Source organism: Streptomyces sp. PA03-1a (genome assembly GCF_033792805.1).
Lineage (GTDB): Bacteria > Actinomycetota > Actinomycetes > Streptomycetales > Streptomycetaceae > Actinacidiphila.
The window spans coordinates 16,036-41,395 of record NZ_JARAVO010000060.1; the positions used below are offsets into that span (position 1 = coordinate 16,036).

A 25,360-nucleotide genomic window follows, 5' to 3' on the forward strand; every position below is an offset into this window, starting at 1 on the left:
CCATGCACGTCCTCGTGGTGCACAACCGCTACTCCTCGGCGCAGCCGAGCGGGGAGAACAGGGTCGTCGATGAGGAGGTGGGGCTGCTGCGCGAAGCCGGCCACCGGGTCGAGGTGTTCGAGCGCCGCAGCGACGACATCGCCGCCTGGTCCCTGCTGCGCAAGGCCGCGGTGCCGCTGCTGGTGCCGTGGAATCCGGCGGCCCGCGCGGAGCTCGCCGGCCGGCTCCGCACCGAGCGGCCGGACGTGGTGCACGTCCACAACGTCTTCCCGCTCCTGTCGCCCGCGGTGCTGGCCGCCTGCGCCGACGCCGGCGTGCCCACCGTCGCCACGTTGCACAACTACACCCAGGTCTGCCCGCCCGGCACGCTGCAGCGGGACGGCCGGCTGTGCACCGAGTGCGTCGGGTCGGCGGCGCCGCTGCCCGCCGTCCGGCACGGCTGCTACCGGAACTCCCGGCTGGCGACGGTGCCGCTCGCGGTCAGCCTGTCGGTCAACCGGCGGCGGTGGTGGTCCGGCGTGGACCGGTTCTTCTGCATCTCCGCGGCCCAGCGCGACGTCCTGGTGCGGTCCGGCATGCCGCCCGAGCGGCTGGCGGTGAAGCACAACTTCGTGCCCGACCCGGGCGCCTGCCGAGCCGGCGTCGGCGAGCAACTGCTCTTCCTCGGCCGGCTTGCGGAGAGCAAGGGCGTGCCCCTGCTCATGGCCGCGTGGGACGAGATCGCAGCGAGCGGCGGTGTGGGCGTACCGCTCATGATCGCCGGCGCGGGGCCGCTGGAGCGAGACGTGACCGCCTGGGCGGCGGGCCGGGACGACGTGCGGTACGTCGGCCTGCTCGACCCGGCAGAGTGCCGGCAGGCCGTCGCGCGGTCGGTCGCCGTGGTGGCTCCCTCGATGGCCCTGGAGACGTTCGGCCTGGTGGTCGCGGAAGCCATGGCGGCGGGGGTCCCGACCGTCGCGGCCCGTCACGGCGCCTTCGTCGAACTCGTCGAGGACGGGGTGACCGGTCTGCTGCACCAGCCGGGCGAGGCCGCCGCGCTCGCGTCGTGCCTGCGCCGGATCACGGCCGATCCGGCCGGCAACCGGGAGATGGGCCGGGCGGCCCGGCGCCGTTACGAGCAGGGTTTCAGTCCGGCCGTCGGGCTGGAGCGTCTGGTGGAGGGGTACCGAGCCGCGATCGCGGGTCGGTCCGGCGGCGGGGACGACGTGCCGCCGGTAGGAACGGAAACGCTGGCTCGCGGAGGGGACACCCGCGCGGGCAGGGATGGGGGCAGTAGATGACACGATGCCGACTCTGCGGCTCGACGGCGCTGGCGAGCGTCGTCGACCTGGGGGCGACCCCGCCGTGCGAGAGCTTCCTCGCCGCGGACCAACTCGACGGACCGGAACCGGCGTACCCGCTGCACCTGCGGGTCTGCACCGACTGCTGGCTCGCGCAGATCCCGCCGCTGATCACGCCGGAGGAGACGTTCAAGGAGTACGCGTACTTCTCCTCCTACTCCACCTCCTGGGTGGAGCACGCGCGCACGTTCGTCGCCGGTGCCGTGCAGCGGCTGGGTCTCGGCCCCGAAGCCTTCGTGGTCGAGGTCGCGAGCAACGACGGGTACCTGCTGAAGCACGTGGTGGACCGGGGGATCCGCTGCCTCGGCATCGAGCCGTCGGTGAACGTCGGCGGCGCGGCGCGGGACGCGGGTGTGCCCACGCTCACGGAGTTCCTGAGCCCGGAGACCGGCGCGGCCGTCCGCGCGGAGCACGGCCCGGCGGACCTGGTCGTGGCCAACAACGTGTACGCCCACATCCCCGACGTCGTCGGGTTCACCCAGGGGCTGCGCGCCCTGGTCGCCGACGACGGCTGGGTCTCCATCGAGGTGCAGCACCTGCTGACCCTGATCGAGGAGAACCAGTACGACACGATCTACCACGAGCACTTCCAGTACTACACGGTCGCGTCCGCGATCCGGGCGCTGGCCAGCGGCGGGCTCACGCTCGTGGACGTCGAGCTGCTGCCCACGCACGGCGGCTCGATCCGGCTGTGGGCCCGGCCGTCCGAGGTGGCCGGCGAGCCGGCGCAGCAGGTGGCCGACGTACTGGCCCGGGAGAAGGCCGCCGGGCTGCAGGAGCTGTCGGGGTACACCGAGTTCTCCGCTCGGGTGGCCAAGGTGCGCCGGGACCTCCTGCGGTTCCTCATCGAGGCGGCCGAACGCGGCGAGACGGTCGTCGGCTACGGCGCCCCGGGCAAGGGCAACACCCTGCTCAACCACTGCGGCATCCGGCCCGACCTGCTCGCGTACACGGTCGACCGCAACCCCTACAAGCACGGCAGGTTCACCCCGGGCACCCGCATCCCGATCCTGCCGCCCGAGCAGATAGCCGCCGACGAACCCGACTACGTCCTCGTCCTCCCGTGGAACCTGCGGGCCGAGCTGGTCGAACAGCTGTCCTTCGTGCACGACTGGGGCGGCCGCCTTGTCTTTCCCATCCCGGAACTGAGCATTGTCGAGGTCGAGTCATGAAGGTCGTCCTGTTCTGCGGCGGTTACGGGATGCGGATGCGCAACGGCGTCTCCGACGACGTGCCCAAGCCGATGGCGATGGTCGGCCCGCGTCCGCTGATCTGGCACGTCATGCGCTACTACGCGCACTTCGGGCACAAGGAGTTCATCCTGTGCCTCGGGTACGGGGCGCACCACATCAAGAACTTCTTCCTCAATTACGAGGAGACGACGTCCAACGACTTCGTGCTGCGGGGCGGCAAGACCGAGCTGCTGTCCACCGACATCGCCGACTGGACGATCACGTTCGCGCAGACCGGCATCGAGTCCCCGATCGGTGAGCGGCTGCGCCGGGTGCGGCACCACCTGGACGGTGACGAGATGTTCCTGGCCAACTACGCCGACGTGCTCACCGACGCCCCTCTGCCGGAGATGATCGACCGGTTCGCCGGGCGTGACGCAGGGGCGTCGATGATGGTGGTGCCACCCCAGTCCTCGTTCCACTGCGTGGAGTTGGGCGAGGACGGTCTGGTGGGGGGCATCACCGCGGTGAGCGACCTGCCGATGTGGGAGAACGGCGGCTACTTCGTGCTCCGCCAGGAGGTCTTCGACCACATACCGGAGAACGGGGACCTGGTCGCCGACGGATGCGCCCAACTGGCCAAGCGCGGCCGGCTGGTGGCACACCGGCACCGCGGCTTCTGGAAGCCGACGGACACCGTGAAGGAGCGGGCCGCGCTCGACGACGCCTACGCCAGGGGCGACCGTCCCTGGGCCGTGTGGGAACAGGGCGCCGGAACGAGGACCGCATGATCCGGCTCAGCGCGGGGCGCCCGGACCGGATCGTCGCGGTGGGTGCGCACTGCGACGACATCGCCATCGGCGCCGGCGGCACGCTGCTGACCCTGTGCCGCGCGCGGCCGGGCGTCCGCGTCGACGCGCTGGTGCTCTCCGGCGGCGGCAGCGAGCGGGAGCAGGAGGAGCAGGCCGCGCTCGCCGCCTTCTGCCCCGGTGCCGACGTGCGGCTGACCGTGCTCAAGCTGCCGGACGGCCGGCTGCCCGCGCACTGGGAGGAGGCCAAGGCCGCGGTCGAGGAGCTGCGCGAGCGGACCGAGCCGGACCTGATCCTCGCGCCGCGTACCGATGACGCGCACCAGGACCACCGCGGCCTGGCACAGTTGCTGCCCACCGCGTTCCGCGACCACCTCGTGCTCGGCTACGAGATCGTCAAGTGGGACGGCGACCTCGGCCGACCGTCGGCGTACCAGCCGCTGTCGCCGGAGACCGCCGAGCAGAAGGTGCGGCTGCTGCAGGAGCACTACCCCTCGCAGCGGCACCGGCCCTGGTACGACCGGGAGGCCTTCCTCGGCCTTGCGCGGATCCGCGGCATCGAATGCCACGCGCGCTACGCCGAGGCGTTCGCCGTCACCAAACTCACTCTCGACCTGGGGGAATGAACCTTGCGCGTACTGCTGACCGGACACCAGGGCTACCTGGGCACCGTGATGGCCCCGGTCCTGGCGGCCGCCGGGCACGAGGTCGTCGGTCTGGACGCCGGCCTGTTCGCCGACTGCGTGCTGGGCCCGGCGCCCGCGGACCCGCCGGGGCACCGGGTGGACCTGCGCGACGTCACGGCCGATCACGTGGCCGGGGTGGACGCCGTGATCCACCTGGCCGCGCTCTCCAACGACCCGCTGGGGTCGCTGGCGCCGGAACTCACCTACGACATCAACCACCAGGCCTCCGTGCACCTGGCCCGGCTGGCCCGCGACGCCGGGGTGCGGCGCTTCCTGTACGCGTCGACCTGCTCCGTCTACGGCGCCGCCGGCGGCGGCGACCTGGTGACCGAGGACGCCCCGCTGCGCCCGGTGACGCCGTACGCGGAGTCCAAGGTGCGCGTGGAGGACGACCTGCACGAGCTGGCCGACGGCGACTTCACCCCGGTGTTCATGCGCAACGCCACCGCCTTCGGCTACTCGCCCCGGCTGCGCGCCGACATCGTGCTGAACAACCTGGTGGGCCACGCGCTCCTGTCCGGCGAGGTCCTCGTGCTCTCCGACGGCACCCCCTGGCGCCCGCTGGTGCACGCCGCCGACATCGCACGGGCCTTCACGGCCGCGCTGACCGCGTCGCGCGAGGCGGTGCACGACCGCGCGTTCAACATCGGCAGCGAGGTCAACAACGTCACGGTCGCCGAGATCGCCGGGCAGGTCGCCGAGGCGGTGTCCGGCGCGAAGGTGGTGATCACGGGCGAGACCGGTGCCGATCCGCGGTCGTACCGGGTGGACTTCTCCCGGTTCCGCGCCGCGATCCCCGGATTCGACTGCGAGTGGACGGTCAAGCAGGGCGCGCTCGAACTCGCCGACGCCTACCGGAAGTTCGACCTGACCCGGGAGGACTTCGAGCAGCGCTTCACCCGGCTCGCCGTGCTGCGCGCGGCGTCCGACGCCGGCGAGGTCGACGACACCCTGCGGTGGCGCCGATGACCGCAGTCGGCGAGGAGATGCACGCGCTGGTGGAGCGGCTGTACCCGCTGTGCCGGAGCATCACCGGCGACGGTGTGCGCGCCACCCTGGAGATCGTCGGCGAGTACGTCCCGCTGCAGGTGCACGAGGTGCCGACCGGCACGCAGGTGCTCGACTGGACGGTGCCGCAGGAGTGGAACATCCGTGACGCGTACGTCGCCGACGCCGGCGGCAACCGGGTCGTCGACTTCGCCGCGTCGAGCCTGCACGTGCTCGGCTACAGCGTGCCGGTGTCGGCGACCATGCCGCTGGCCGAGCTGCGGTCGCATCTGCACACCCTGCCGGAGCACCCGGCCTGGGTGCCGTACCGCACCAGCTACTACAAGCCGGAATGGGGATTCTGCCTGGCGCAGGAGACCCTGGACGCGCTGCCAGACGGCGAGTACGAGGTCCGTATCGACTCCACGCTCGCGGACGGTCACCTCACCTACGCCGAGCACGTGGTCCCCGGGCAGGTCCCCGACGAGGTGATCGTCTCCTGCCACGTCTGCCACCCGTCGCTGGCCAACGACAACCTGGCCGGCATCGCGGTGGCGACGTTCCTGGCCCGCGCGCTGGCACAGGAGACGCCGTACTACACCTACCGGTTCATCTACGCGCCCGGCACCATCGGGGCGATCACCTGGCTGGCCCGCAACGCGGAGCGGGTGGACCGGGTCAAGCACGGGCTCGTACTGGCCTGCGCCGGGGACCCGGGCCGGCTGACGTACAAGCAGAGCAGACGCGGTGACGCGGAGATCGACCGGGTGATGCGACATGTCCTGACCACCTCCGAACGGCCGCACCACGTCAAGGAGTTCACCCCGTACGGCTACGACGAGCGGCAGTACTGCTCGCCCGGGTTCGACCTCGGCGTGGGATCGCTCAGCCGGACCCCGTACGCCGGCTACCCCGAATACCACACCTCGGCGGACAACCCGGACTTCGTCTCCCCGCAGGCGATGGCGGACACCCTCGCGGTCTGCCGCGAGGCGTTCGCCGTGCTCGACCGCAACCGGCGGTACGTCAACCTCAGCCCCTACGGCGAGCCACAGCTGGGCCGGCGCGGGTTGTACGACTCGCTCGGCGGCCGCAGCGACGCGCAGCAGGCCCAGATGGCCATGCTCTGGGTGCTCAGCCTCTCCGACGGCGAGCGCAGTCTGCTGGACGTCGCCGAACGGTCCGGGCTGCCGTTCGACACCGTCGCCGCCGCGGCCGGCGCCCTGCACGACGCCGGGCTGATCAAGGCATGACACCGATGACCACCGAGGGGGAGAATCCGCGGACGACGGCGCCAGCGGCCCGGTCCGCCAGGCGGGCCCTGGTCGGCCGGCTGTCCTGGGGACTGGCCGACCAGGCGGCCTCCAGCGTGAGCAACTTCGTGGTGGGCGTCTACGTGGCCCGCTCGCTGGGGGTGACCGCGTTCGGCGTGTTCAGCCTCGCCTGGGTGACGTACGGCGTGGTGCTCAACGTCTCCCGCGGGCTGGCCACCGATCCGCTCGTGGTGCGCTTCAGCGGGGTGCCGGACGCGTCCTGGCGCGGGGCGGTGGCCCGGTCGACGGGTACCGCACTCGGCGTCGGTGCGGCCATCGGCGCGGCGTGCCTGGTGGCCGGGCTCGGCCTCGGCGGCCGGGTGGGGCCCGCGTTCGCCGCCCTTGGTGTCGTGTTGCCGGGGCTGCTGCTCCAGGACGCCTGGCGGTTCTCGTTCTTCGCCGCCGGCACCGGGCGGAAGGCGTTCGTCAACGACGTCGTGTGGGGAGTCGCCCTCGTCCCGGCCATGGTGGTGGCGGCCCGTGCGGGCAGCGTGGCGGCCTTCGTGCTCGCCTGGGGCGCGTCCGCCACGGTGGCGGCCGGGTACGGCTACCTCCAGTCCGGCATCCGGCCGCGGCTGACCGAGGCGCGCGGGTGGCTCCGCGAGCAGCGCGACCTCGGCTACCGGTACCTGGTCGAGAACGTCAGCCTCAGCGGTGCGAGCCAGCTGCGGGCGTACGGGCTCGGCGCGATCGTCGGGGTGAGCGCGGTGGGTGCGGTGCGGGGCGCAGAGCTCCTGCTCGGCCCGTTCCTGGCGGTGCTCATGGGGCTCTCGCTCGTCACCGTCCCGGAGGCGGCCCGGGTGCTACGGCGGGCCCCGCACCGGCTCGGCACGTTCTGCCTCCTGCTGGGCGGGGGGCAGGCCGCCGCCGCTCTGCTCTGGGGCTCGGCGCTGCTGCTGGTCCCCGGCCGTCTCGGCGAGCTGTTGCTCGGCGGAGTCTGGCACTCCGCCTCGCAACTCATCGTGCCGGTCACCCTCGGCGTCGCGGGCGCGGGCCTGGGCACCGGCGCGGCGGCCGGGCTGCGCGCGCTCGGCGCGGCCCGGCGCAGCCTGCGCTGCCAGCTGTTCGCCTCCGCCTGCTACGTCAGCGGCGGGCTCGGCGGGGCCGCCGCCGCCGGCACGGTCGGCTCGGCCTGGGGCGTCGCCGCCGCGACCGTCGGCAGCTCGGCCGTGTGGTGGCTGCAACTGCGGTCCGCCCTGCGCGAGCACCACCGCGATCCCATCCCCGAAGTGAGGACCTCATGACCGCCCAACCCAGGCTGAGCATCGGCCTGCCCGTGTACAACGGCGAGGAGTACCTGGCCGAGTCGCTCGACGCCCTGCTCGGCCAGACCTACGAGGACTTCGAGCTGGTCATCTCCGACAACGCCTCCACCGACGGAACCCAGGAGATCTGCCGCAAGTACGCCGCGCGGGACTCGCGCATCCGGTACCTCCGCCTGACCCGGAACATCGGCGCCGCGCCGAACCACAACCACGTGTTCACCGAATGCCGCGGCGAGCTGTTCAAGTGGGCCTCGCACGACGACCTGTACGCCCGGGACCTGCTGCGGCGCTGCGTGGAGGCGCTCGACGAACGGCCGGACGTGATCCTGGCGCACGCCGACCAGGCGGTCATCGACGCCGAGGGCAAGGTGAAGGTCCCGTACGAGTACACGCTCGCCACCGGCTCGCCGCACGCGCCGGAGCGATTCCGCAGCATGCTGTTCGAGCCCGGCGGCGACGACTTCTACGGGGTGATGCGTGCCGACGTGCTGCGCCGGGTGAAGCCGCACGACAGCTACCACCACGCGGACCGCACGTTCGTCAGCGAGATCGGCCTGCACGGGCCCTTCCACCAGGTGCCGGAGCTGCTGTACTTCCGCCGCGACCACCCCACCCGCGCCGAGCGGGCGAACCCTTCCAAGCGCTCCCGGTGCGTCAACCTGGACCCGCGCCGGGCAGGCCTGCTGCACCCGACGCCCCGGCTGCTCGCAGAGTACGTCTGGGGCTTCGCCTCGGCGATCCGGCGCGCGCCGTTGTCCCCGGCCGACCGGCGTGCGTGCTACCGCCACCTGGCCGCCTGGATGACCAGCCGGGTCCGGCCGGGCGCCGGCGAACGGGTCGAGGACCGCGCCCCGGTCGACCCGGGTCTGCTCACCGTCTCCGTCGACGCCCTCGTCGCCGGCCGTGAGGGGAGGCGCACGTGACGGCCACGGCCGGGGCCCCGGTGCGCGTCGGGGTGTTCGGCCTGCTCGGCTCGGGCAACCTCGGCAACGACGGTTCGCTCGAAGCCGTCCTCGGGTACCTCCGCGCCGAACACCCGGACGCGGTCGTGGACGCGCTGTGCGGCGGACCCGAGACCGTGACGACCCGGTTCGGGATCCCCGCGACGCGGCTGCACTGGTACCGCGGGGAGTACCGGACCGCCTCGCGTGCGGGCGCGGTCGCGGGGAAGGGCCTGGGCAAACTCGTCGACGTCTTCCGCACCGCCGCCTGGGTGCGCCGGCACGACGTGGTGATCGTCCCGGGCATGGGCGTCCTGGAGGCCACGCTGCCGCTGCGGCCGTGGGGCTTCCCGTACTCGCTGTTCCTGCTCTGCGCCAGTGGCCGGCTGCTGCGCACCCGGGTGGCGCTGGTCAGCGTCGGCGCCGCGACGATCGGCGACCGGCCGACCCGGGCCCTGGTGCGCTGGTCGGCGCGGCTGGCCGCCTACCGGTCGTACCGGGACGCGCAGTCCCGCGAGGCGATGCGGGCGATGGGCGTGGACACCGCGCGCGACGAGGTCTACCCGGACCTCGCCTTCGCCCTGCCGACGCCAGGGTCGGGCGGACCCGGCAAGCTCTCGGACCCGTCGGCGCCTCAGGGCCCGGTCTGCGTCGGCGTCATGGACTTCCACGGCGGCAACGACGATCGTGCCCGGGCCGACGAGATACACCGGCGCTACCTCGACGGGACGATCCGGTTCGTCCGCACGCTCGTCGAGGAGGACCGGGCCGTCCGGCTGCTCACCGGTGACCAGTGCGACACGTCGGTGGTCGCCGCGATCCTCGACGCGGTGGACTCGCCGCTGGTCACCGCCGCCGAGCCGTCCTCACTGGCCGACCTGATGAAGGAGATGGCGGCTGCCGACACCGTGGTGGCGGCCCGCTACCACAACCTGATCTGCGCGCTGAAGACCGGTACGCCGGTGCTCGCCCTCAGCTACGCGGCGAAGAGCGACGCGCTCATGGCGGAGATGGGCCTCGGCGCGTACTGCCACCCGGCGCGCGAGGTCGACGCCGACCGGCTGCTCGAACAGTTCCGTGCCCTGGAGAAGCGTTCGGCCGAGCTGCGGCGGACCCTGACCGAGCGGAACCTGGCCGCCGCCCTGCGGCTCCAGCACCAGTTCCACTCCTTGACCGCGGCCCTGTTCCCTGCGGCCGGCCACCCCCACACCTCGCGGAAGGCCCCATGAAGGCGACCCAAGTCCCGGAGATCACCGGCGCGTACCTCTTCGAACCGACGCCGTACGCCGACGAACGCGGCTTCTTCTGCCGCACCTTCGACACCGACGTGGTCCGCTCGGTGGGCCTCGACCCGGACGCCTTCGTCCAGGACAGCCTGTCCCGCTCGGTCCGGGGCGTGCTGCGCGGCCTGCACCTGCGCTCCGGCGCCGGCGAGGCCAAGTTGGTGCGGTGCTCGTACGGGAGGATCTTCGACGTCGTCGTGGACCTGCGGCCGGACTCGCCGACGTACCGCAACCGGGCCACCTTCGAGCTGTCCGGCGAGACGCAGGTGTCCCTGTACATCCCGGCGGGGTGCGCACACGGCTTCCAGGCGCTGACCGACACCGCCGACACCTCGTACCGGATCGACCGCCCGCACGATCCGGCCGAGGACGTGACGATCGCCTTCGACGACCCGGAGCTCGCCATTGCCTGGCCGCTGCCGGTCACATCGATGTCCCAGCGGGACCGGGAGGCGCCGAGCCTCGCCGAGGTCCTCAAGCACCTGGAAAGTTGAGGTCGGCGTGTACACCGAAGACACCGGAGAGTTCCTCCTGCCCCGGTCGCGGATGGCGAACGAGCGGCTGCACGCCATGATCCCCGGGGGCGCGCACACCTACGCCAAGGGCGACGACCAGTACCCCGAGAACCTGGCTCCGGTCATCAGCCACGGCCACGGTGCCCACGTGTGGGACGTCGACGGCAACCGCTACGTCGAGTACGGCTCCGGCCTGCGGTCGGTCAGCCTCGGCCACGCCCACCCACGCGTGATCGAGGCGGTGCGGCGGGAACTCGACCGCGGCAGCAACTTCGTCCGGCCGTCCATCGTGGAGGTCGAAGCCGCGGAACGCTTCCTGGCCACGGTGCCGACCGCCGAGATGGTGAAGTTCGCCAAGAACGGCTCGGACGCCACCACCGCCGCGGTGCGCCTCGCCCGCGCCGCCACCGGGCGCCCGCGGGTGGCCCTCTGCGCCGACCATCCGTTCTTCTCCGTCGACGACTGGTTCATCGGCACCACGCCGATGTCCGCCGGCATTCCGGCGGCGACCAACGAGCTCACCGTGGCGTTCCCCTACGGGGACCTGGCCGCCACGGAGGAGCTGCTCACCCGGTACCAGGGCGAGGTCGCCTGCCTGATCCTCGAACCCGCCACCCACACCGAGCCGCCGCCGGGGTACCTCGCCGGCCTGCGCGAGCTGGCCGACCGGCACGGCTGCGTACTGATCTTCGATGAGATGATCACCGGCTTCCGCTGGTCCGAGGCGGGCGCCCAGGGCCTGTACGGCGTCGTCCCCGACCTCTCCACGTTCGGCAAGGCGCTGGGCAACGGATTCGCCGTCTCCGCGCTGGCCGGGCGCCGCGACCTGATGGAGCGGGGCGGGCTGCGGCACCCCGGCGACCGGGTGTTCCTGCTGTCCACCACGCACGGTGCGGAGACGCACTCCCTGGCGGCCGCGATGGCCGTGCTCACCACCTACGTCGAAGAGGGCGTCACCGCGCGGCTGCACACCCTGGGCGAGCGGTTGGCCGCCGGTGTCCGCGACGCCGCGGCCGCCATGGGCGTCGGCGACCACATCGTCGTCCGGGGCCGGCCCAGCAACCTGGTCTTCGCCACCCTCGACGAGAACCTGCGGCCCTCGCAGGAGTACCGCACCCTGTTCCTGCACCGGCTCCTCGCCGGCGGGGTGCTGGCCCCGTCGTTCGTGGTGAGCAGCGCGCTCAGCGACGCCGACATCGATCACACCGTCGACGTGGTGGCCGGGGCATGCGCGGTGTACAGGAAGGCACTGGACGCCGCCGACCCCACCCCCTGGCTGACCGGACGACCGGTGAAACCCGTGTTCCGCCGCCGGGCCTGACAGGGCGTCAGCGACGCTCCAGCCGACCGGCGCCGGCCGTCCCGTCGGCCAGCCGGTCGGCCATCCGGTCGACCAGCCAGGCGGTCGCCGGTACCACGGCCAGCGCGGTGCACCCACCGCCGAGGGCGTCGGTCGGGTAGTGCGCGCCCAGGGCGACCTGCGCCCAGCCCATGGCGGCACCGGCGACCAGCGCCGCGGCGAGCACGAGTGACGTGCCGGCTGTCCTGCGGAGGCCGAGCCGGTCGGCGGCGAGCAGCGCCACCACCAGGGCGAGCGCGGTGGCGAAGGCGGTGTGCCCGCTCGGGTAGGACAGGTTCGCGCCGTGGATGGTGCGTCCCACCACGGACTTGAGCAGCGTCGTCGTCCCCACGGTCAGGCCCGCGCCGGCGACGACGAGCACCGCCGCGCGAGGACGCCGAAGCAGCAGGCAGCCCGTCACGGTGGCCACGAGCAGCATCACCGCTCCCCCGGGCTCCCCCAGGAAGTCCGTGGCCAGAGCGACGTTGTGCCACGGCGCCCGCGCACCGTCCACTGCCGCCATGATCCGCGTGTCCACCGCGCTGGGCTCGCTGTCGCCCGCGTACCGGACCCCGAGCACGAGGACCATCAGCGCCGCGAGGGCCGCGATCGGCCCGAGCCACCCACGCAGCGACGGAGGCAGCGCCGCGGGCCCCGGCCGGCGGTTCACCCGCCCACCGGGTGGTCCGGACCCGCGCCGCGGGCCCCTCCGTGGCGGCGGTCGAACCGGACACCCCGCACACCGTCGCAGACCATCCGGCGGATGCCACGCACCTCGCCACCGCCCGCCGGCATGGCCGGGATCGTCAGTCGCACGGGCTGCGCACGGCTCGACCGGGCACGATGACCAGCACGTCGAGCGTGAACGGAGCCGGGCCGACGTCCGGGCCCGCTGCGGCCTTCGGCTCCTGCCGGCGCCAACTCCCCACCAACGACCCCCCGTCGTATCCGGCGTGGCCCTCGCGGGAGCCACCGGCCCGTGCGGCCCACCCTAACCAACAACGCGGTCGCGGCACACCGCCGTCGGAGCGTCCGCGCGTCAACATTTGGCGAACTCCGGGGGGTGGCGTGACCCTCCTGCCGGCCCCGACGTGGGCCGGGGCCAACGTCGTCCGCTCAGACGGCCTCTCGCACCGGCTCCAGGATCGCCACGCACTCCACGTGGTGCGTCATCGGGAAGAGGTCGAACGCACGCATCCGCCGCGGGGCGTACCCGGCCGCCGCGAAGTAGCCGAGGTCGCGGGCGAGGGCGGCGGGGTCGCAGGCGACGTAGGCGATGCGGCGGGGGCCGAGGGAGGCGACGTGCTCCACGGTGGCGCGGCCGGCGCCGGTGCGGGGCGGGTCGAGGACGACGAGGTCGGCCTCGGTGATCCCGGTGCGCGGCAGTACGGACTCGACCTTGCCCTGCTCGATGCGGACGCGGTCGAAGTCGGCCAGGTTGTGCCGGGCGTCCTCCACGGCGCGCTTGCCGGACTCGATGCCGAGCACCGCGCCGGTCTCGCCGACCCGCTCGGCGAGGGCGCCCGCGAACAGGCCCACGCCGCAGTAGAGGTCCAGGGCGGTCTCGCCCTTGCGCGGCATGAGGCCCTGCATGACGGCCTCGACCAGGAGCCCGGGGGCCTGGGGGTGGACCTGCCAGAAGCCGCCGGAGCCGACGCGCCAGGTGCGGTCGATCGCGCGCTCGCGCACGAAGCCGCGGCCGTGCACGCGGTGGACGCCGTCCTGCTCGTCGACGCGCAGGACGGAGACGGGACGGTCCAGCTCGACCAGGGGGAGGCGGCCGCCGGGGCGGGGGGTGAGGATCACCTGGCGGTCGGAGGAGCCGGTGGCGGCGATGGCCTCGACCGAGGCGATGCCCGACCAGTCGCGGGACTCCACGCCCAGCTCGCGGACGCCGGGGGCGGCGATCAGGCAGCGGTCGACGCGCTCGACCTCGTGCGAGCGGTGGCGGCGCAGGCCCGCGTGGCCCTCGGCGTCCACGGCGTACTGGACGCGGGTGCGCCAGGCCGGGACCTCGCCCTTGGCGACCTTGTCGCCGGGGGCGGGTTCGACGGTGCCGTCCCAGCCGGCCTCCTCGGGGGTGAGGTGGGCGAGCCGCTGGAGCTGCTCGGTGATCACCTGCACCTTGAGCCGCCGCTGCGCGCCGGGTGCGGCGTGCTGCCAGTCGCAGCCGCCGCACTTGCCGGGGCCGGAGAACGGGCAGGGCGCCTCCACGCGGTCCGGGGAGGCCTGCAGGACCTCCACGGCGTCGGCGCGCAGGAAGCGCGAGTCCGGGCCGCCCTCGGTGATCTCGGCGATGACCCGCTCGCCGGGGAGCGTGTGCCGGACGAAGATCACCTGCGGCCGGTCGTGGCCCGGCAGGACCGTCCTCGCGATGCAGTGGCCGCCGTGCGCCACCGGGCCGACCTCGACCTCGTAGCGCTCGCCGACGAGGGCGTCGGCCTCAGGGGCCTTCGTACGGTGCTGCATGACGGAACAGGCTCCTGGGGGCAGGGGGCGGGGAAGGACGGCAGCTCACCAGTCTACGGCCCGCCGCCGCCCCGGGTTCACGCCCGCCCGCTGGGCTCCCGGTGCCGCTTGGACGGCCCTGCCTCGCCGCGGCGCACGGAGCCAGGCGCGTTCCACTCGGCGCCCTTGCGGGCCCGCTGCTTGGCGCGCTCGGAGGACTCCAGCTGCCAGGGCACGGAGGTGACCATGACGCCGGGGGTGAACAGCAGCCGGCCCTTGAGCCGCAGCGCGCTCTGGTTGTGCAGCAGGTGCTCGTACCAGTGGCCGACCACGTACTCCGGGATGAAGATCGACACGACGTCGCGCGGGCTGCTGCGGCGCAGGCTCTTGACGTAGTCGATGATCGGCCGGGTGATCTCGCGGTACGGCGAGTCCAGCACCTTCAGCGGCACCTCGATGCCGCGGCGGTGCCACTCGGCCTGCAGCGCCTTGGTGTCCGCCGGGTCCACGTTGATGCTGAGCGCCTCCAGCGTGTCCGACCGGAAGAGCTTGGCGTACGACAGGGCCCGCAGGGTGGGCTTGTGCACCTTGGAGACCAGGACGATGGAGTGCACGCGGGAGGGCTTGACCTCCTCCTCGCTGCGCTCCTCGGCGGCCGCGAGTTCGCTGGAGACCCGGTCGTAGTGGCGCCGGATGGCCGTCATCATGCCGTAGAAGAGGACCATGCCCAGGACGGCGACCCAGGCGCCGTGCGTGAACTTGGTCAGCAGCACGACGACGAGGACGAGCCCGGTGAAGAAGGCGCCGAAGGTGTTGATCGCCCGGGAGCGGACCATGTGGCGGCGCACGGCGGGGTCGGTCTCGGTCGCCAGGTGCCGGTTCCAGTGCCGGACCATGCCGATCTGGCTGAGCGTGAAGGAGACGAAGACGCCGACGATGTACAGCTGGATCAGCCGCGTCGAGTCGGCCCCGTAGATGTAGACCAGTACGCACGCGAAGGCGGCGAGCAGCACGATGCCGTTGCTGAAGGCGAGCCGGTCGCCGCGGGTGTGCAGCTGGCGCGGCAGGTAGCGGTCCTGGGCGAGGATCGAGCCGAGCACGGGGAAGCCGTTGTACGCGGTGTTGGCGGCCAGGAAGAGCACCAGCGCCGTGGCCCCGGCCAGGAAGATGAAGGGGATCGACCCGTCGCCGAAGACGGCGGAGGCGACCTGGGCGATCACCGGGTCCTGGGTGTAGCCGGGGCCGACCGGCTTGCCGTTCACCAGCAGGTCGGCGGCCGGGTTCTCGGCCATGCGGACGTTGGTGTTGAGGGCGAGCGCGATGATGCCGCAGAACATGGTCACGGCGAGGACGCCCATCAGCGCCAAGGTCGTCGCGGCGTTCTTGGACTTCGGCTTGCGGAAGGCGGGCACGCCGTTGCTGATCGCCTCGACGCCGGTGAGCGCGGCACAGCCGGAGGAGAAGGCCCGCAGCAGGAGGAAGACGAGCGCGAAGCTCGCGAGTCCGGTGTGCTCGGCCTTGATCGTGTAGCCGGCGGTCGGCGCGTGCATCTCCTCGCCGATCGCGATCCGGAAGATCCCCCAGGCCAGCATGCAGAAGACGCCGAAGACGAAGGCGTAGGTGGGGATGGCGAAGATCGTGCCCGATTCACGCACGCCGCGCAGGTTCATCAGCATGAGCAGGACGATCATGCCGATGGCGCCCAGCACCTTGTGCTCGACGAAGAACGGCACGGCGGAGCCGAGGTTCTCCACGCCGGAGGCGACCGACACGGCCACGGTGAGGACGTAGTCGACCAGCAGCGCGCTGGCCACGGTGAGCCCGGCGCGCGGGCCGAGGTTGGTCGTCGCGACCTCGTAGTCGCCACCGCCGGAGGGGTAGGCGTGCACGTTCTGCCGGTACGAGGCGACGACGGTGAACATCAGCACGACGACCGCGACCGCGATCCAGGGGCTGAAGTGGTAGGCCGACACTCCCGCGATCGACAGGACCAGGAGCACCTCTCCGGGCGCGTACGCCACGGAGGACAGCGGGTCGGAGGCGAAGACGGGGAGCGCCAGCCTCTTCGGGAGGAGCGTCTCTCCGAGCCTGTCGCTGCGGAGCGCCCGCCCGATCAGGATCCGTTTCGGAAGGTCGGTCAGTTTGGACACCCCGCGATGTTAGAGGATCGTCAAGATTTCCGATCCCCCGCCCACCTATCAAGGGCTTACGTGCGTGTGTAGCTTTGGGCGCGGTCTGAGACCCTGAGGGGGATCGGCCGGAATTGTTGACAGCCGGAAGGACGGTCGTGCACGTCGTGATTATGGGGTGTGGGCGAGTGGGTTCCACTCTCGCGCACTCCCTTGAGCAGCAAGGTCATACAGTGGCCGTGATCGACCAGGACCCGACGGCGTTCCGCCGCCTGGGCTCCGGGTTCAGCGGGCGCCGCGTGACCGGGGTCGGATTCGACCAGGACACGCTGCGCGAGGCCGGCATCGAGGAGGCGGGCGCCTTCGCGGCCGTCAGCAGCGGTGACAATTCCAACATCATCGCAGCCCGGGTGGCCCGGGAGATGTTCGGGATCGAGAACGTCGCCGCCCGGATCTACGACCCCCGGCGGGCGGAGGTGTACCAGCGCCTGGGCATCCCCACCGTCGCCACCGTCCGCTGGACGGCCGACCAGATGCTGCGCCGCCTGTTGCCGTCCGGCGCGGAGCCGCTGTGGCGCGACCCGAGCGGGGGTGTGCAGCTCGCCGAGGTGCACACGGACACCGCCTGGGTCGGCCACAAGATCAGCAGGCTCCAGGAGGAGACCGGAGTGCGCGTGGCGTTCCTCACCCGGCTGGGCGAGGCGATGCTCCCCACGTCGGAGACGGTCCTGCAGGAAGGCGACCTGGTGCATGTGATGATGCGCACGGGCGAGGTCGAACAGGTCGAAGCGGCGTTCGCAAAGGGCCCTGAGGAGGCGCACCGATGAGGGTCGCCATTGCCGGGGCCGGGGCCGTGGGCCGCTCGATCGCGGGTGAGCTGCTGGAGAACGGCCACGAGGTCCTGCTGATCGACAAGAACCCGACCTCGATCTCGGTGGAGCGGGTGCCCCAGGCCGAGTGGCTGCTGGCCGACGCCTGCGAGATCACGTCGCTGGACGAGGCCGCGCTGCAGCGATGCAACGTGGTGATCGCCGCCACGGGCGACGACAAGGTCAATCTGGTCGTCTCGCTGCTCGCCAAGACCGAGTACGGCGTCCCGCGCGTCGTCGCACGGGTGAACAACCCCAAGAACGAGTGGCTGTTCAACGAGGCCTGGGGCGTGGACGTGGCCGTCTCCACCCCGCGCCTGATGTCGGCGCTGGTGGAGGAGGCGGTGAGCGTCGGCGACCTCGTCCGGCTGATGCGCTTCAGCCAGGGCGACGCGAACCTGGTCGAGCTGACGCTCCCCGAGGAGGCCGCGCTGGTGGGCACCCGGGTCGGGGAGGTCGCCTGGCCGGAGGACACCTCGCTGGTCACGATCATCCGCGGCCACCGCGTGCTCACCCCCTCCAAGGACGACGCGCTCGAGGCGGGCGACGAGCTGCTGTTCGTCGCGGCCCCGCACCGCGAGGAGCAACTGGAGGACCTGCTCTCGGTGCGCAGCGCCGAGGCCGGTGCGTAGGGCGTAGGACGTCCAGGCCGTACGACGAGGGGCGGCCGGAACCCGTGGGTTCCGGCCGCCCCTCGTGCGTTGCCGTCGGCGCGGGGCGCCAGGTCAGCGGTTGGCGGCCTCCTCGGCGGCGCGCTCGGCCTTCTCGGCCCGCTCGGCCTCCTCCATCTCCGCGATCACGTCGATCGGCGGCGGCGCCTTGGCCAGGAAGATCCAGGTCAGGTAGACGCAGAGCAGGAACGGCGGGATGCCGAGGGCGACCTTGACCCAGCCGAGCTGGGTGGCGTTCCCCCAGAAGTAGAGCGGGAAGAGGATCGCCGACTTGACCAGCAGGATGACGCCCCAGGCCCAGGTGGCCTTGGTGTACGCGACGAGCCGGCCCGGGTTCCGCGTCCGCCAGGACAGGTTCTCCTTGAGGATCGGGCCGAGCAGCAGTCCGATCAGCGGGTACTTCACCAGCGCGGAGACCACGTAGGCGACCGCGAGCCCGAGGGTGTAGAGCATGCCGGGCAGGTAGAAGTTCTTCGCGTCGCCGGACATCATCGCGAACACCGCGCCGAAGGCGACGCCGAAGACGCCGCTGAAGGCGTGCTTGAGGGTCTGCCGGCGCACCAGGCGGGCCAGTGCCAGCACCAGCGACAGGCCCAGGGCGGCGATGGCCGCGATGTGGATGTCCCGGTTGATCGTGTAGATCAGGACGAAGACGAGGCCGGGCACCGTCGTGTCGATCATGCCCCAGACGCCGCCGAAGGCCTCCAGGAGCGCATGGTCGGCGGCCGCCTTCGAGGCGGCCGCGTCCTGCTCCGGCCCGTGCTCGGTCCCGGTCGTGGGCTGTGCCCCGGTCCGCTTGTCGATCGACGCCACCGGCTACTCCTGTCCGACCGGACGCAACTCGTACTTGGGATTGAACAGCACCGGACGGCCGCGGTTCATGGCGATCCGCCCCGACGCGATGATCCTGCGGCCCGGCTCGATGCCGACGATGCTGCGCCGGCCCAGCCACACCACGTCCAGCGGTGCGGAACCGTCGAACAGCTCGGCCTCCAGGGCGGGCACGCCGGCCCGCGGCCGCAGAGTGACAGCGCGTAGTGTACCGGTCACGGTCACTATGTCGCGATCGGAGCAGTCGCAGATCCGGGTGCACCCGACGTCCGCGGTGTCCTGCCGCAGCTCGTCGGAGTGCAGCTCCTCCTGGGAGCTGGACAGTCGGTCGAGCATCCTGCGGAAGCGGCCGGCAGGCCGGTCCGAACGGGTGGTACCACTCATACCTGGAAGGGTACCGGGCCCGGGTGAACGGATCACCGATCACTTCTCGAAGCGGTAGCCCATGCCCGGCTCGGTGATGAAGTGCCGCGGGTGCGCGGGGTCGGCCTCCAGCTTGCGCCGCAACTGCGCCATGTAGACCCGCAGGTAGTTGCTCTCAGTGCCGTAGGACGGGCCCCAGACCTCCTGGAGCAGCTGCTTCTGGCTGACCAGACGGCCGGTGTTGCGGACCAGGACCTCCAGCAGATGCCACTCGGTGGGCGTGAGCCGGACGTCGGCGCCGTCGCGGGTGACCTTCTTGGCGGCGAGGTCGACGGTGAAGGACTCGGTCTCCACGGTCGCGGCGCCGTCCTCGGGGCCACCGGGCGTGGCGCGGCGGACGGCGGCGCGCAGCCGGGCCAGCAGCTCGTCCATGCCGAAGGGCTTGGTGACGTAGTCGTCGGCGCCCGCATCGAGGGCCTCGACCTTCTCGTCGGAGGCCTGGCGGGCGGAGAGCACGATGATCGGCACGCGGGTCCAGCCGCGCAGTCCGCGGATCACCTCGACGCCGTCCATGTCGGGCAGGCCGAGGTCGAGCACGATGACGTCGGGGTGGCGGGCGGCGGCGAGCTGCAGCGCGGTCGCGCCGTCGTGGGCGGCGTCGACCTCGTACTTGCGGGCCCGCAGGTTGATCACGAGAGCGCGCACGATCTGCGGCTCGTCGTCGACCACGAGCACCCGGTTCATGGAGCCTGCCTTTCCTTCTCGGTGAGGGGGGTGGAGCGGGGGTGCGGTGCGGGCACGGTCAGGTCGTCGCCTCGGCCGGGAGGTCCGGGGCGGCGGGGGCGCTGCCGGGCGCGGCCGGGAGGGTGAGCACCATCGTCAGGCCGCCTCCCGGGGTGTCCTCGGGCTGGAGGGTGGCGCCCATGGCGTCGGCGAAGCCGCGGGCCACCGCGAGGCCGAGGCCCACTCCGTTGCCGCGGGGGGCGTCGCCGTACCGCTGGAACGGCTCGAAGATCCGTTCCTTGGCGACGTCGGGGACACCGGGCCCGCGGTCGACGACGCGCAGGTCGACGTGGCCGCCCAGGGCGCTGGCGGCGACCAGCACCCGGGTGCCGGCGGGGCTGTACTTGACGGCGTTCTCGACGATGTTGGCGACGCTGCGCTCGAGGAGCCCCGGGTCTACGGAGACCATCGGGAGGGTCTCGGGGACGTCCAGGGTGACGCTGCCGTCGGGGACTCCGCGCAGGGCCTTGGGAACGACCTCGTCGAGGTCCACCTCGCGGATCAGCGGGGTGACCGTGCCGGTCTGCAGGCGCGACATGTCGAGGAGGTTGCCGACCAGGTTGTCGAGCCGGTCCGCGCCCTCCTCGATGGCCTCCAGGAGCTCGGCCTCGTCCTCCTCGGACCAGGCGACGTCGTCGGAGCGCAGCGAGCTGACGGCCGCCTTGATGGCGGCGAGCGGGGTGCGCAGGTCGTGCGAGACGGCGGCGAGCAGGGCGGTGCGGATGCGGTTGCCCTCGGCGAGCTTGTGGGCCCTGGCGGCCTCGTCCTCCAGCCGCTGCCGGTCCAGGACGCCGGCGGCCTGGGCCGCGAAGGCGGAGAGCACCCGGCGGTCGGAGGCGGGCAGCACCCGGCCGACCAGGGCCAGCGAGAGGTTGTCGCTGACCGGCACCTCCACGTCCGCGTCCTCGGGGCGCAGGCACTGCCGGCTGCCGACGCCGGCGGCGCAGGTCCACACGTCGTGCTCGCTGGCCCGCTCCAGCAGCGACACGGCCTCCATGCCGAAGGTCTCCCGGACCCGTTCCAGCAGGGCGTCCAGGGAGTGCTCGCCGCGCAGCACGCTGCCGGCCAGGTACGACAGGATCTCGGCCTCGGACTGGAGTCTGGCGGCCTGGTGGGTGCGGCGCGCCGCCAGGTCCACCACGGAGGCCACCGCGATACCGACCAGCACGAAGATCACGATGGCGATCAGGTTCTCGGGCTGGGCGATGGTGAAGGTGTGCAGGGGCGGGGCGAAGAAGTAGTTCAGCAGCAGTGAGCCGCCGACCGCCGAGACCAGCGCCGGGTAGAGGCCGCCGACGAGGGCCGCCGCGACCGTCAGGGTCATGAACAGCAGCATGTCGGTGGCGATGCCCAGGGCGGGGTGCAGCTGGGTGAGCACCAGGCAGAGCAGCGCGGGGCCGAGCACACCGGTCAGCCAGCCGGCGATCACCCGGGAGCGGCCGAGCTGGGCGCCGCGGGCCACGGGCAGGCCCCGGCCCTTGGCGGCGTGCTCGTGGGTGACGATGTGGACGTCGAGGTCCGGCCCGGACTCGCGGGCCACGGTCGCGCCGACGCCCGGCCCGAAGACGTACTGCCACGCGGGCCGGCGGCTGGTGCCGAGCACGACCTGGGTGGCGTTGACCCCGCGGGCGAAGTCCAGCAGGGCGCCGGGGACGTCGTCGCCGACGACGTGGTGGAAGGAACCGCCGAGGTCCTCGACGAGGGTGCGCTGGACGGCGAGCTCCTTGGGCGAGCCGGCCGTCAGGCCGTCGCTGCGCGCGATGTGGACGGCGAGGATCTCCCCGCCGGAGCCCTTGGCGGCCATCCGGGCGGCGCGCCGGATCAGCGTCCGCCCCTCGGGGCCGCCGGTGAGGCCGACCACGATGCGCTCACGGGCCTGCCAGGTGGCGGAGATCCGGTGGTCGGTGCGGTACTGCCGCAGGTATTCGTCGACCCGGTCGGCCACCCACAGCAGGGCCAGCTCGCGCAGCGCGGTGAGGTTGCCGGGCCGGAAGTAGTTGGACAGGGCGGCGTCGACCTTGTCGGAGGCGTAGATGTTGCCGTGCGCCATGCGGCGGCGCAGCGCCTGTGGCGACATGTCGACCAGCTCGATCTGGTCGGCGCGGCGGACCACCTCGTCGGGCACGGTCTCGCGCTGACGTACCCCGGTGATCGACTCGACGACGTCGCCGAGCGACTCCAGGTGCTGGATGTTCACCGTCGATATGACGTTGATGCCGGCCTGGAGCAGTTCCTCGATGTCCTGCCAGCGCTTCTCGTTGCGGCTGCCCGGGATGTTGGTGTGCGCCATCTCGTCGACGAGGGCGACCTCGGGCCGGCGCGCGAGCACCGCGTCGACGTCCATCTCGGTGAAGACGGTGTCCCGGTACTCGATCTCCTTGCGCCGCACGACCTCCAGGCCGTGCAGCATGACCTCCGTGCGGGCACGGTCGTGGTGCTCGACGAAGGCGACGACGACGTCGGTGCCGCGCTCCAGGCGCCGGTGGGCCTCGGAGAGCATGGCGTAGGTCTTGCCCACTCCCGGGGCCGCCCCCAGGTATATCCGCAAAGTCCCGCGTGCCATGGCTCCACGTTCCGCCTCGTGGCGTGCCCCTTCCGGGCGCGTCCGACGTTAGGAATCCTATGGTCCCAGCAGCGGACAAATCGGGCGTGATGTTCCTGCGGGGAGCACGTTGACGCGTCCTTGACGCCCTCCTCGTGCCGCCGCCCCCGGTCAGCGGAACTCCGCGAGCCGCGGCCTCAGGCCGAGGACGACCAGGGCCGCGGCGGCCACCAGCGCCCCGGCGAGGCCCAGGGGGACGGACAGCGCCCGGTCCGCGCCGTCCGCGGCGGCCCGCTCGTAGGCGGCGGAGTTGATGGCGATGACCTCGCCGAGCGCCCGGTCGAACGCCGCGAAGTCGTGGTTCGACTCCCCGGGTCCGTAGCCGGTGCCGTACGCGACGGCAGCGGGAAGCCGGCCGGTCCCGGCCAGGGCCCGGATCGTGCGGTCGTCCCGCTCGTACGCCTGGTAGCGGAGCAGGGCCCGCTCGGCGGCGGGGCGCTCACCGGGGAAGGTGATGTTGCGGAACTCGTCACCGAGGAAGCCGGTGAAGCGCAGGTCCGCCGGATCCGCGCGGTAGGCGTCGAGGGCCCGGGCGAGGGCGGGGTCGTAGTCGTCGACGGAGGCGACGCCCGGCAGCCGCGCCAGCCTCTGGCTCTTGTCGAGGAAGTCCGCCTCGTGCCCGGCGGCGTGCGCCCGGTCCAGGAGGTAGCGCGACTCGTCGGCGTTCGCGTCGTAGGCGACCGAGCGGGCGCGGGTGAGCGCGAGGACGGAGTCGAAGGCGTCCCTGCGGGCCACCGTCAGGTCGTCCCGCTGGGCGCCCAGGCCCACCGTGCCGGCGGCGGTCGCGGCGAGCGCGATCAGCGTGGCGGCGGCGAGCGCGGGGCTGACCACGCGCCGAAAGCGGCGAGCGAGGAAGAGCTGCAGCACCACGAGGACCGCGAGCAGGAGGAGGCCGGTGCACACGACAGCCGTGCGCACGGCGCCGGCCCTGTCGTACGCATGGCCGTAGGCGCGCTCGAAGGAGGCGTCGTTGACCGTCACCAGGGCGTCGGCCTCGGGGAGCAGCCGGGTGCGCATCAGGGCGGACGCGGAGCGGTAGGCATCGACGGCGGCCCGGTCGGAGCGCTCGCCGAGCAGCAGCGCCCTGGCGGCCCGTTCCTCGTAGCGGCCGACGTCGCGGATGGCGGCGGCGACCTCCCGCTCGGCGGCGGGGTCGCCCGCTGCGGCCTCCGCGAGGTCGCGGAGGTATCCGGCGGCTTCGGAGCGGCGCTGCCCGTAGATCCTCGCGGCGTCGCCGCCGCCGGGGGTCAGGAGCTGGTTGGCGACCTGGGCGTCCATGTCGCTGAGCGCGAAGTACAGGCCCGCGGCGCTGGTGACCTGGGGCGCGGAGTGCGTGCGGATCGCCGACCAGGAGTCGTCCGCCGACGCACCGCCCGCCAGGAGCACCGCCGCCAGGGCGGCGCACACGGCGAGGGCCGTCGTCCGCAACAGCCGTAACCGCGCGGGTACGGTGCCGGGGCGGCCGCGCAGCGACGCCGTCAACGTGCGACGCGGCCGGCCCGGCGACCCCCCACCGAGGGGAGGCCTGCGCGGAACACGGTGCCGTCTCCCTGACCCGGAATCCCCACCGCCGTCCGGATCCGGACCAGGTGGCACCTGCCGCCGCTCCTCAGCGGTAACGGTGTGCGCCATTCCGCAGCCCCCTCCGCACCGCCGAGCGGCCTCCGCCGGCCTCCCCTCCGTGCTTCCACTGTCTCCCCGCCGGCCCCGTCCCGGACCCTGCGTTGTCGGCCCCCTGACGGCGGACCCCCGGCGCTTGACGCCTTCCTGACGCGACCCGCCCCCCGGCCCCACGACGGCGGGCGCGCACGGCCGGGCGCGGCGGTGCTTCACGCGGGGGGCCGAGGACGGCGACCGTCGTGACGGTCGGCGCCAGGAAGCCGGCCGTGGCGGCCGGGAACCGCCACCACGGGCCGGGCGACCAGGCGGCGCCGCGGGGCGTCCTCCGCGCGCGCCGAAGCCCACCCGGCGGGCGTGATGCCGGGTGGGTGGGGGCGGCGGTGGGTCAGCCGGCCAGCTTCTCCAGCGCGATGTTGAGCTCCAGGACGTTGACGGTCGGCTGGCCGAGGATGCCGAACTGCCGTCCGTCCGTGTGCTCCTTGACCAGCCGGGCGACCTCGGTGGTGCTCAGCCCGTTGGCCTTGGCCACGCGCGCGGTCTGGATGTCCGCGTACGCCGGGGAGATGTCCGGGTCGAGGCCGGAGCCGGACGCCTGGACCGCGTCCGCGGGGACCTTGGACTGCGGGACGCCGTTGAAGGCGGCGACCTCCTGCTTGCGCTCCTTCACCAGGTCGGTGAGGGTCTTGCTGGTGACCGCGAGGTTGGACGCGCTGGTGTAGGTCGGGTCGTACGGCCCGGCGCCGGCGCCCGCGTCGGCCGCCGAGGGGCGCGGCTGGAACCACTTGGGGTCCGGGGCGAAGTCCTTGCCCGTGGTGAAGTTCTGGCCGATCAGCGTGGAGCCGACGACCTTGCCGCCCGCCTTCGCCTCGGAGCCGTTGGCCTGGTCGTGGAAGGCCGCCTGGCCCACCCCCCACACCGCGACGGGGTAGACGACGCCGAGGACGACGGTCAGCACCAGCAGCGCGCGCAGGGCGCTCCAGAGCAGCCGGGCGGAGTTGCGTACGGAAGTGTTCATGGTTCTCTGCACGCCTCGCGTCAGTGGATTCCGGGGATCAGGGAGATGAGCATGTCGATCAGCTTGATGCCGATGAACGGGGCGACCAGGCCGCCGAGTCCGTAGATCCCGAGGTTCCGGCGGAGCATCCGGTCGGCGCTGGTGGGCCGGTAGCGCACGCCGCGCAGGGCGAGCGGCACCAGGGCGATGATGATCAGCGCGTTGAAGATGACCGCGGACAGGATCGCGGACTGCGGCGAGGACAGCTGCATGATGTTGAGCTTGTCCAGGCCCGGGTAGACGATCGCGAACATCGCGGGGATGATCGCGAAGTACTTCGCCACGTCGTTGGCGATGGAGAAGGTGGTCAGCGCGCCGCGGGTGATGAGCAGCTGCTTGC

General features: G+C 72.7%; 22 protein-coding genes and 1 pseudogene. 13 read left to right on the top strand and 10 right to left on the bottom strand.

The annotated features are described in order from the left end of the window. The first annotated feature begins 2 nt into the window (after positions 1–2). The 11 genes from PV341_RS15820 to PV341_RS15870 are packed head-to-tail and all read left to right on the top strand — an operon-like array spanning position 3 to position 11,632. Positions 3–1,280 (top strand): glycosyltransferase family 4 protein, encoded by a 1,278-nt coding sequence (locus PV341_RS15820; RefSeq protein WP_500321884.1) that lies wholly within the window; start codon positions 3–5, stop codon positions 1,278–1,280. Continuing rightward, positions 1,277–2,512 (top strand): class I SAM-dependent methyltransferase, encoded by a 1,236-nt coding sequence (locus tag PV341_RS15825; protein ID WP_500321885.1) that lies wholly within the window; start codon positions 1,277–1,279, stop codon positions 2,510–2,512. Before PV341_RS15820 ends, PV341_RS15825 begins: the two co-directional genes overlap by 4 nt. Continuing rightward, positions 2,509–3,303, top strand: a complete 795-nt coding sequence (locus tag PV341_RS15830) for a sugar phosphate nucleotidyltransferase (RefSeq protein ID WP_500321887.1) — start codon at positions 2,509–2,511, stop codon at positions 3,301–3,303. Before PV341_RS15825 ends, PV341_RS15830 begins: the two co-directional genes overlap by 4 nt. Continuing rightward, positions 3,300–3,947, top strand: coding sequence for a PIG-L deacetylase family protein (locus PV341_RS15835; protein ID WP_500321888.1), 648 nt, complete (start codon positions 3,300–3,302; stop codon positions 3,945–3,947). Before PV341_RS15830 ends, PV341_RS15835 begins: the two co-directional genes overlap by 4 nt. 3 nt (positions 3,948–3,950) lie before the next feature. Next, positions 3,951–4,976: an NAD-dependent epimerase/dehydratase family protein gene (locus PV341_RS15840; RefSeq protein ID WP_500321890.1), complete on the top strand. Its 1,026-nt coding sequence runs from the start codon at positions 3,951–3,953 to the stop codon at positions 4,974–4,976. After that, a complete protein-coding gene (locus PV341_RS15845; RefSeq protein WP_500321892.1) occupies positions 4,964–6,247 on the top strand; it encodes a DUF4910 domain-containing protein in 1,284 nt (427 codons plus the stop codon). The genes PV341_RS15840 and PV341_RS15845 overlap by 13 nt, the downstream gene beginning before the upstream one ends. A 5-nt stretch (positions 6,248–6,252) precedes the next feature. Then, a complete protein-coding gene (locus PV341_RS15850) occupies positions 6,253–7,551 on the top strand; it encodes a hypothetical protein (RefSeq protein ID WP_500321893.1) in 1,299 nt (432 codons plus the stop codon). Further along, positions 7,548–8,495 carry a glycosyltransferase family 2 protein gene (locus PV341_RS15855; RefSeq protein ID WP_500321895.1) on the top strand — a complete coding sequence of 316 codons (948 nt, stop codon included), beginning with the start codon at positions 7,548–7,550 and terminating at the stop codon, positions 8,493–8,495. The genes PV341_RS15850 and PV341_RS15855 overlap by 4 nt, the downstream gene beginning before the upstream one ends. After that, the gene (locus PV341_RS15860; protein WP_500321897.1) at positions 8,492–9,742 is read left to right on the top strand and encodes a polysaccharide pyruvyl transferase family protein; all 1,251 of its coding nucleotides are present in this window, start codon (positions 8,492–8,494) and stop codon (positions 9,740–9,742) included. The genes PV341_RS15855 and PV341_RS15860 overlap by 4 nt, the downstream gene beginning before the upstream one ends. Further along, positions 9,739–10,290 carry a dTDP-4-dehydrorhamnose 3,5-epimerase gene (gene rfbC, locus PV341_RS15865; RefSeq protein ID WP_500321898.1) on the top strand — a complete coding sequence of 184 codons (552 nt, stop codon included), beginning with the start codon at positions 9,739–9,741 and terminating at the stop codon, positions 10,288–10,290. Before PV341_RS15860 ends, rfbC begins: the two co-directional genes overlap by 4 nt. Before the next feature lie 7 nt (positions 10,291–10,297). Further along, positions 10,298–11,632 carry a glutamate-1-semialdehyde 2,1-aminomutase gene (locus tag PV341_RS15870; RefSeq protein ID WP_500321900.1) on the top strand — a complete coding sequence of 445 codons (1,335 nt, stop codon included), beginning with the start codon at positions 10,298–10,300 and terminating at the stop codon, positions 11,630–11,632. A 7-nt stretch (positions 11,633–11,639) separates the two neighbouring features. Here PV341_RS15870 and PV341_RS15875 read toward each other — a convergent pair whose 3' ends face one another. From PV341_RS15875 to PV341_RS15885, 3 genes are all read right to left on the bottom strand, one after another. After that, on the bottom strand, positions 11,640–12,320 hold the full coding sequence (locus tag PV341_RS15875) for a phosphatase PAP2 family protein (RefSeq protein ID WP_500321901.1): 681 nt from the start codon (positions 12,318–12,320) through the stop codon (positions 11,640–11,642). Positions 12,321–12,766: 446 nt separating this feature from the next. Continuing rightward, a complete protein-coding gene (locus PV341_RS15880) occupies positions 12,767–14,119 on the bottom strand; it encodes a class I SAM-dependent RNA methyltransferase (RefSeq protein ID WP_500358145.1) in 1,353 nt (450 codons plus the stop codon). A gap of 77 nt (positions 14,120–14,196) precedes the next feature. Beyond that, positions 14,197–16,248 carry an APC family permease gene (locus tag PV341_RS15885; RefSeq protein WP_500321904.1) on the bottom strand — a complete coding sequence of 684 codons (2,052 nt, stop codon included), beginning with the start codon at positions 16,246–16,248 and terminating at the stop codon, positions 14,197–14,199. 137 nt (positions 16,249–16,385) lie between these two features. On the opposite strand from PV341_RS15885, the gene PV341_RS15890 reads away from it, so the two are divergent. Together PV341_RS15890 and PV341_RS15895 are read left to right on the top strand one after the other, a co-directional pair. After that, positions 16,386–17,054, top strand: coding sequence for a potassium channel family protein (locus PV341_RS15890; RefSeq protein ID WP_026251763.1), 669 nt, complete (start codon positions 16,386–16,388; stop codon positions 17,052–17,054). Beyond that, complete coding sequence (locus PV341_RS15895; RefSeq protein WP_499514519.1) at positions 17,051–17,728, top strand: potassium channel family protein; 678 nt, start codon at positions 17,051–17,053, stop codon at positions 17,726–17,728. Before PV341_RS15890 ends, PV341_RS15895 begins: the two co-directional genes overlap by 4 nt. Positions 17,729–17,821: 93 nt before the next feature. Here the strand turns inward: PV341_RS15895 and PV341_RS15900 are convergent, their stop codons facing one another. From PV341_RS15900 to PV341_RS15930, 7 genes and pseudogenes are all read right to left on the bottom strand, one after another. Continuing rightward, the gene (locus PV341_RS15900; RefSeq protein ID WP_500321906.1) at positions 17,822–18,580 is read right to left on the bottom strand and encodes a DUF3159 domain-containing protein; all 759 of its coding nucleotides are present in this window, start codon (positions 18,578–18,580) and stop codon (positions 17,822–17,824) included. Between the two features lie 3 nt (positions 18,581–18,583). Further along, positions 18,584–18,982, bottom strand: a complete 399-nt coding sequence (locus tag PV341_RS15905) for an OB-fold nucleic acid binding domain-containing protein (protein WP_500321907.1) — start codon at positions 18,980–18,982, stop codon at positions 18,584–18,586. Between the two features lie 39 nt (positions 18,983–19,021). After that, positions 19,022–19,705 (bottom strand): response regulator, encoded by a 684-nt coding sequence (locus PV341_RS15910; RefSeq protein WP_500321908.1) that lies wholly within the window; start codon positions 19,703–19,705, stop codon positions 19,022–19,024. A 58-nt stretch (positions 19,706–19,763) separates the two neighbouring features. Continuing rightward, entirely contained in the window at positions 19,764–22,307 is a 2,544-nt protein-coding gene (locus tag PV341_RS15915; protein WP_500321909.1) for a DUF4118 domain-containing protein, read from the bottom strand. A 150-nt stretch (positions 22,308–22,457) separates the two neighbouring features. After that, positions 22,458–23,978, bottom strand: coding sequence for a GlnX family signal transduction membrane protein (locus tag PV341_RS15920; protein ID WP_500321911.1), 1,521 nt, complete (start codon positions 23,976–23,978; stop codon positions 22,458–22,460). A 373-nt stretch (positions 23,979–24,351) separates the two neighbouring features. After that, a complete protein-coding gene (gene kdpC, locus PV341_RS15925) occupies positions 24,352–24,981 on the bottom strand; it encodes a potassium-transporting ATPase subunit KdpC (RefSeq protein ID WP_500321913.1) in 630 nt (209 codons plus the stop codon). 20 nt (positions 24,982–25,001) lie between these two features. Next, positions 25,002–25,360: pseudogene (locus PV341_RS15930) on the bottom strand (potassium-transporting ATPase subunit B); the annotation flags it as partial.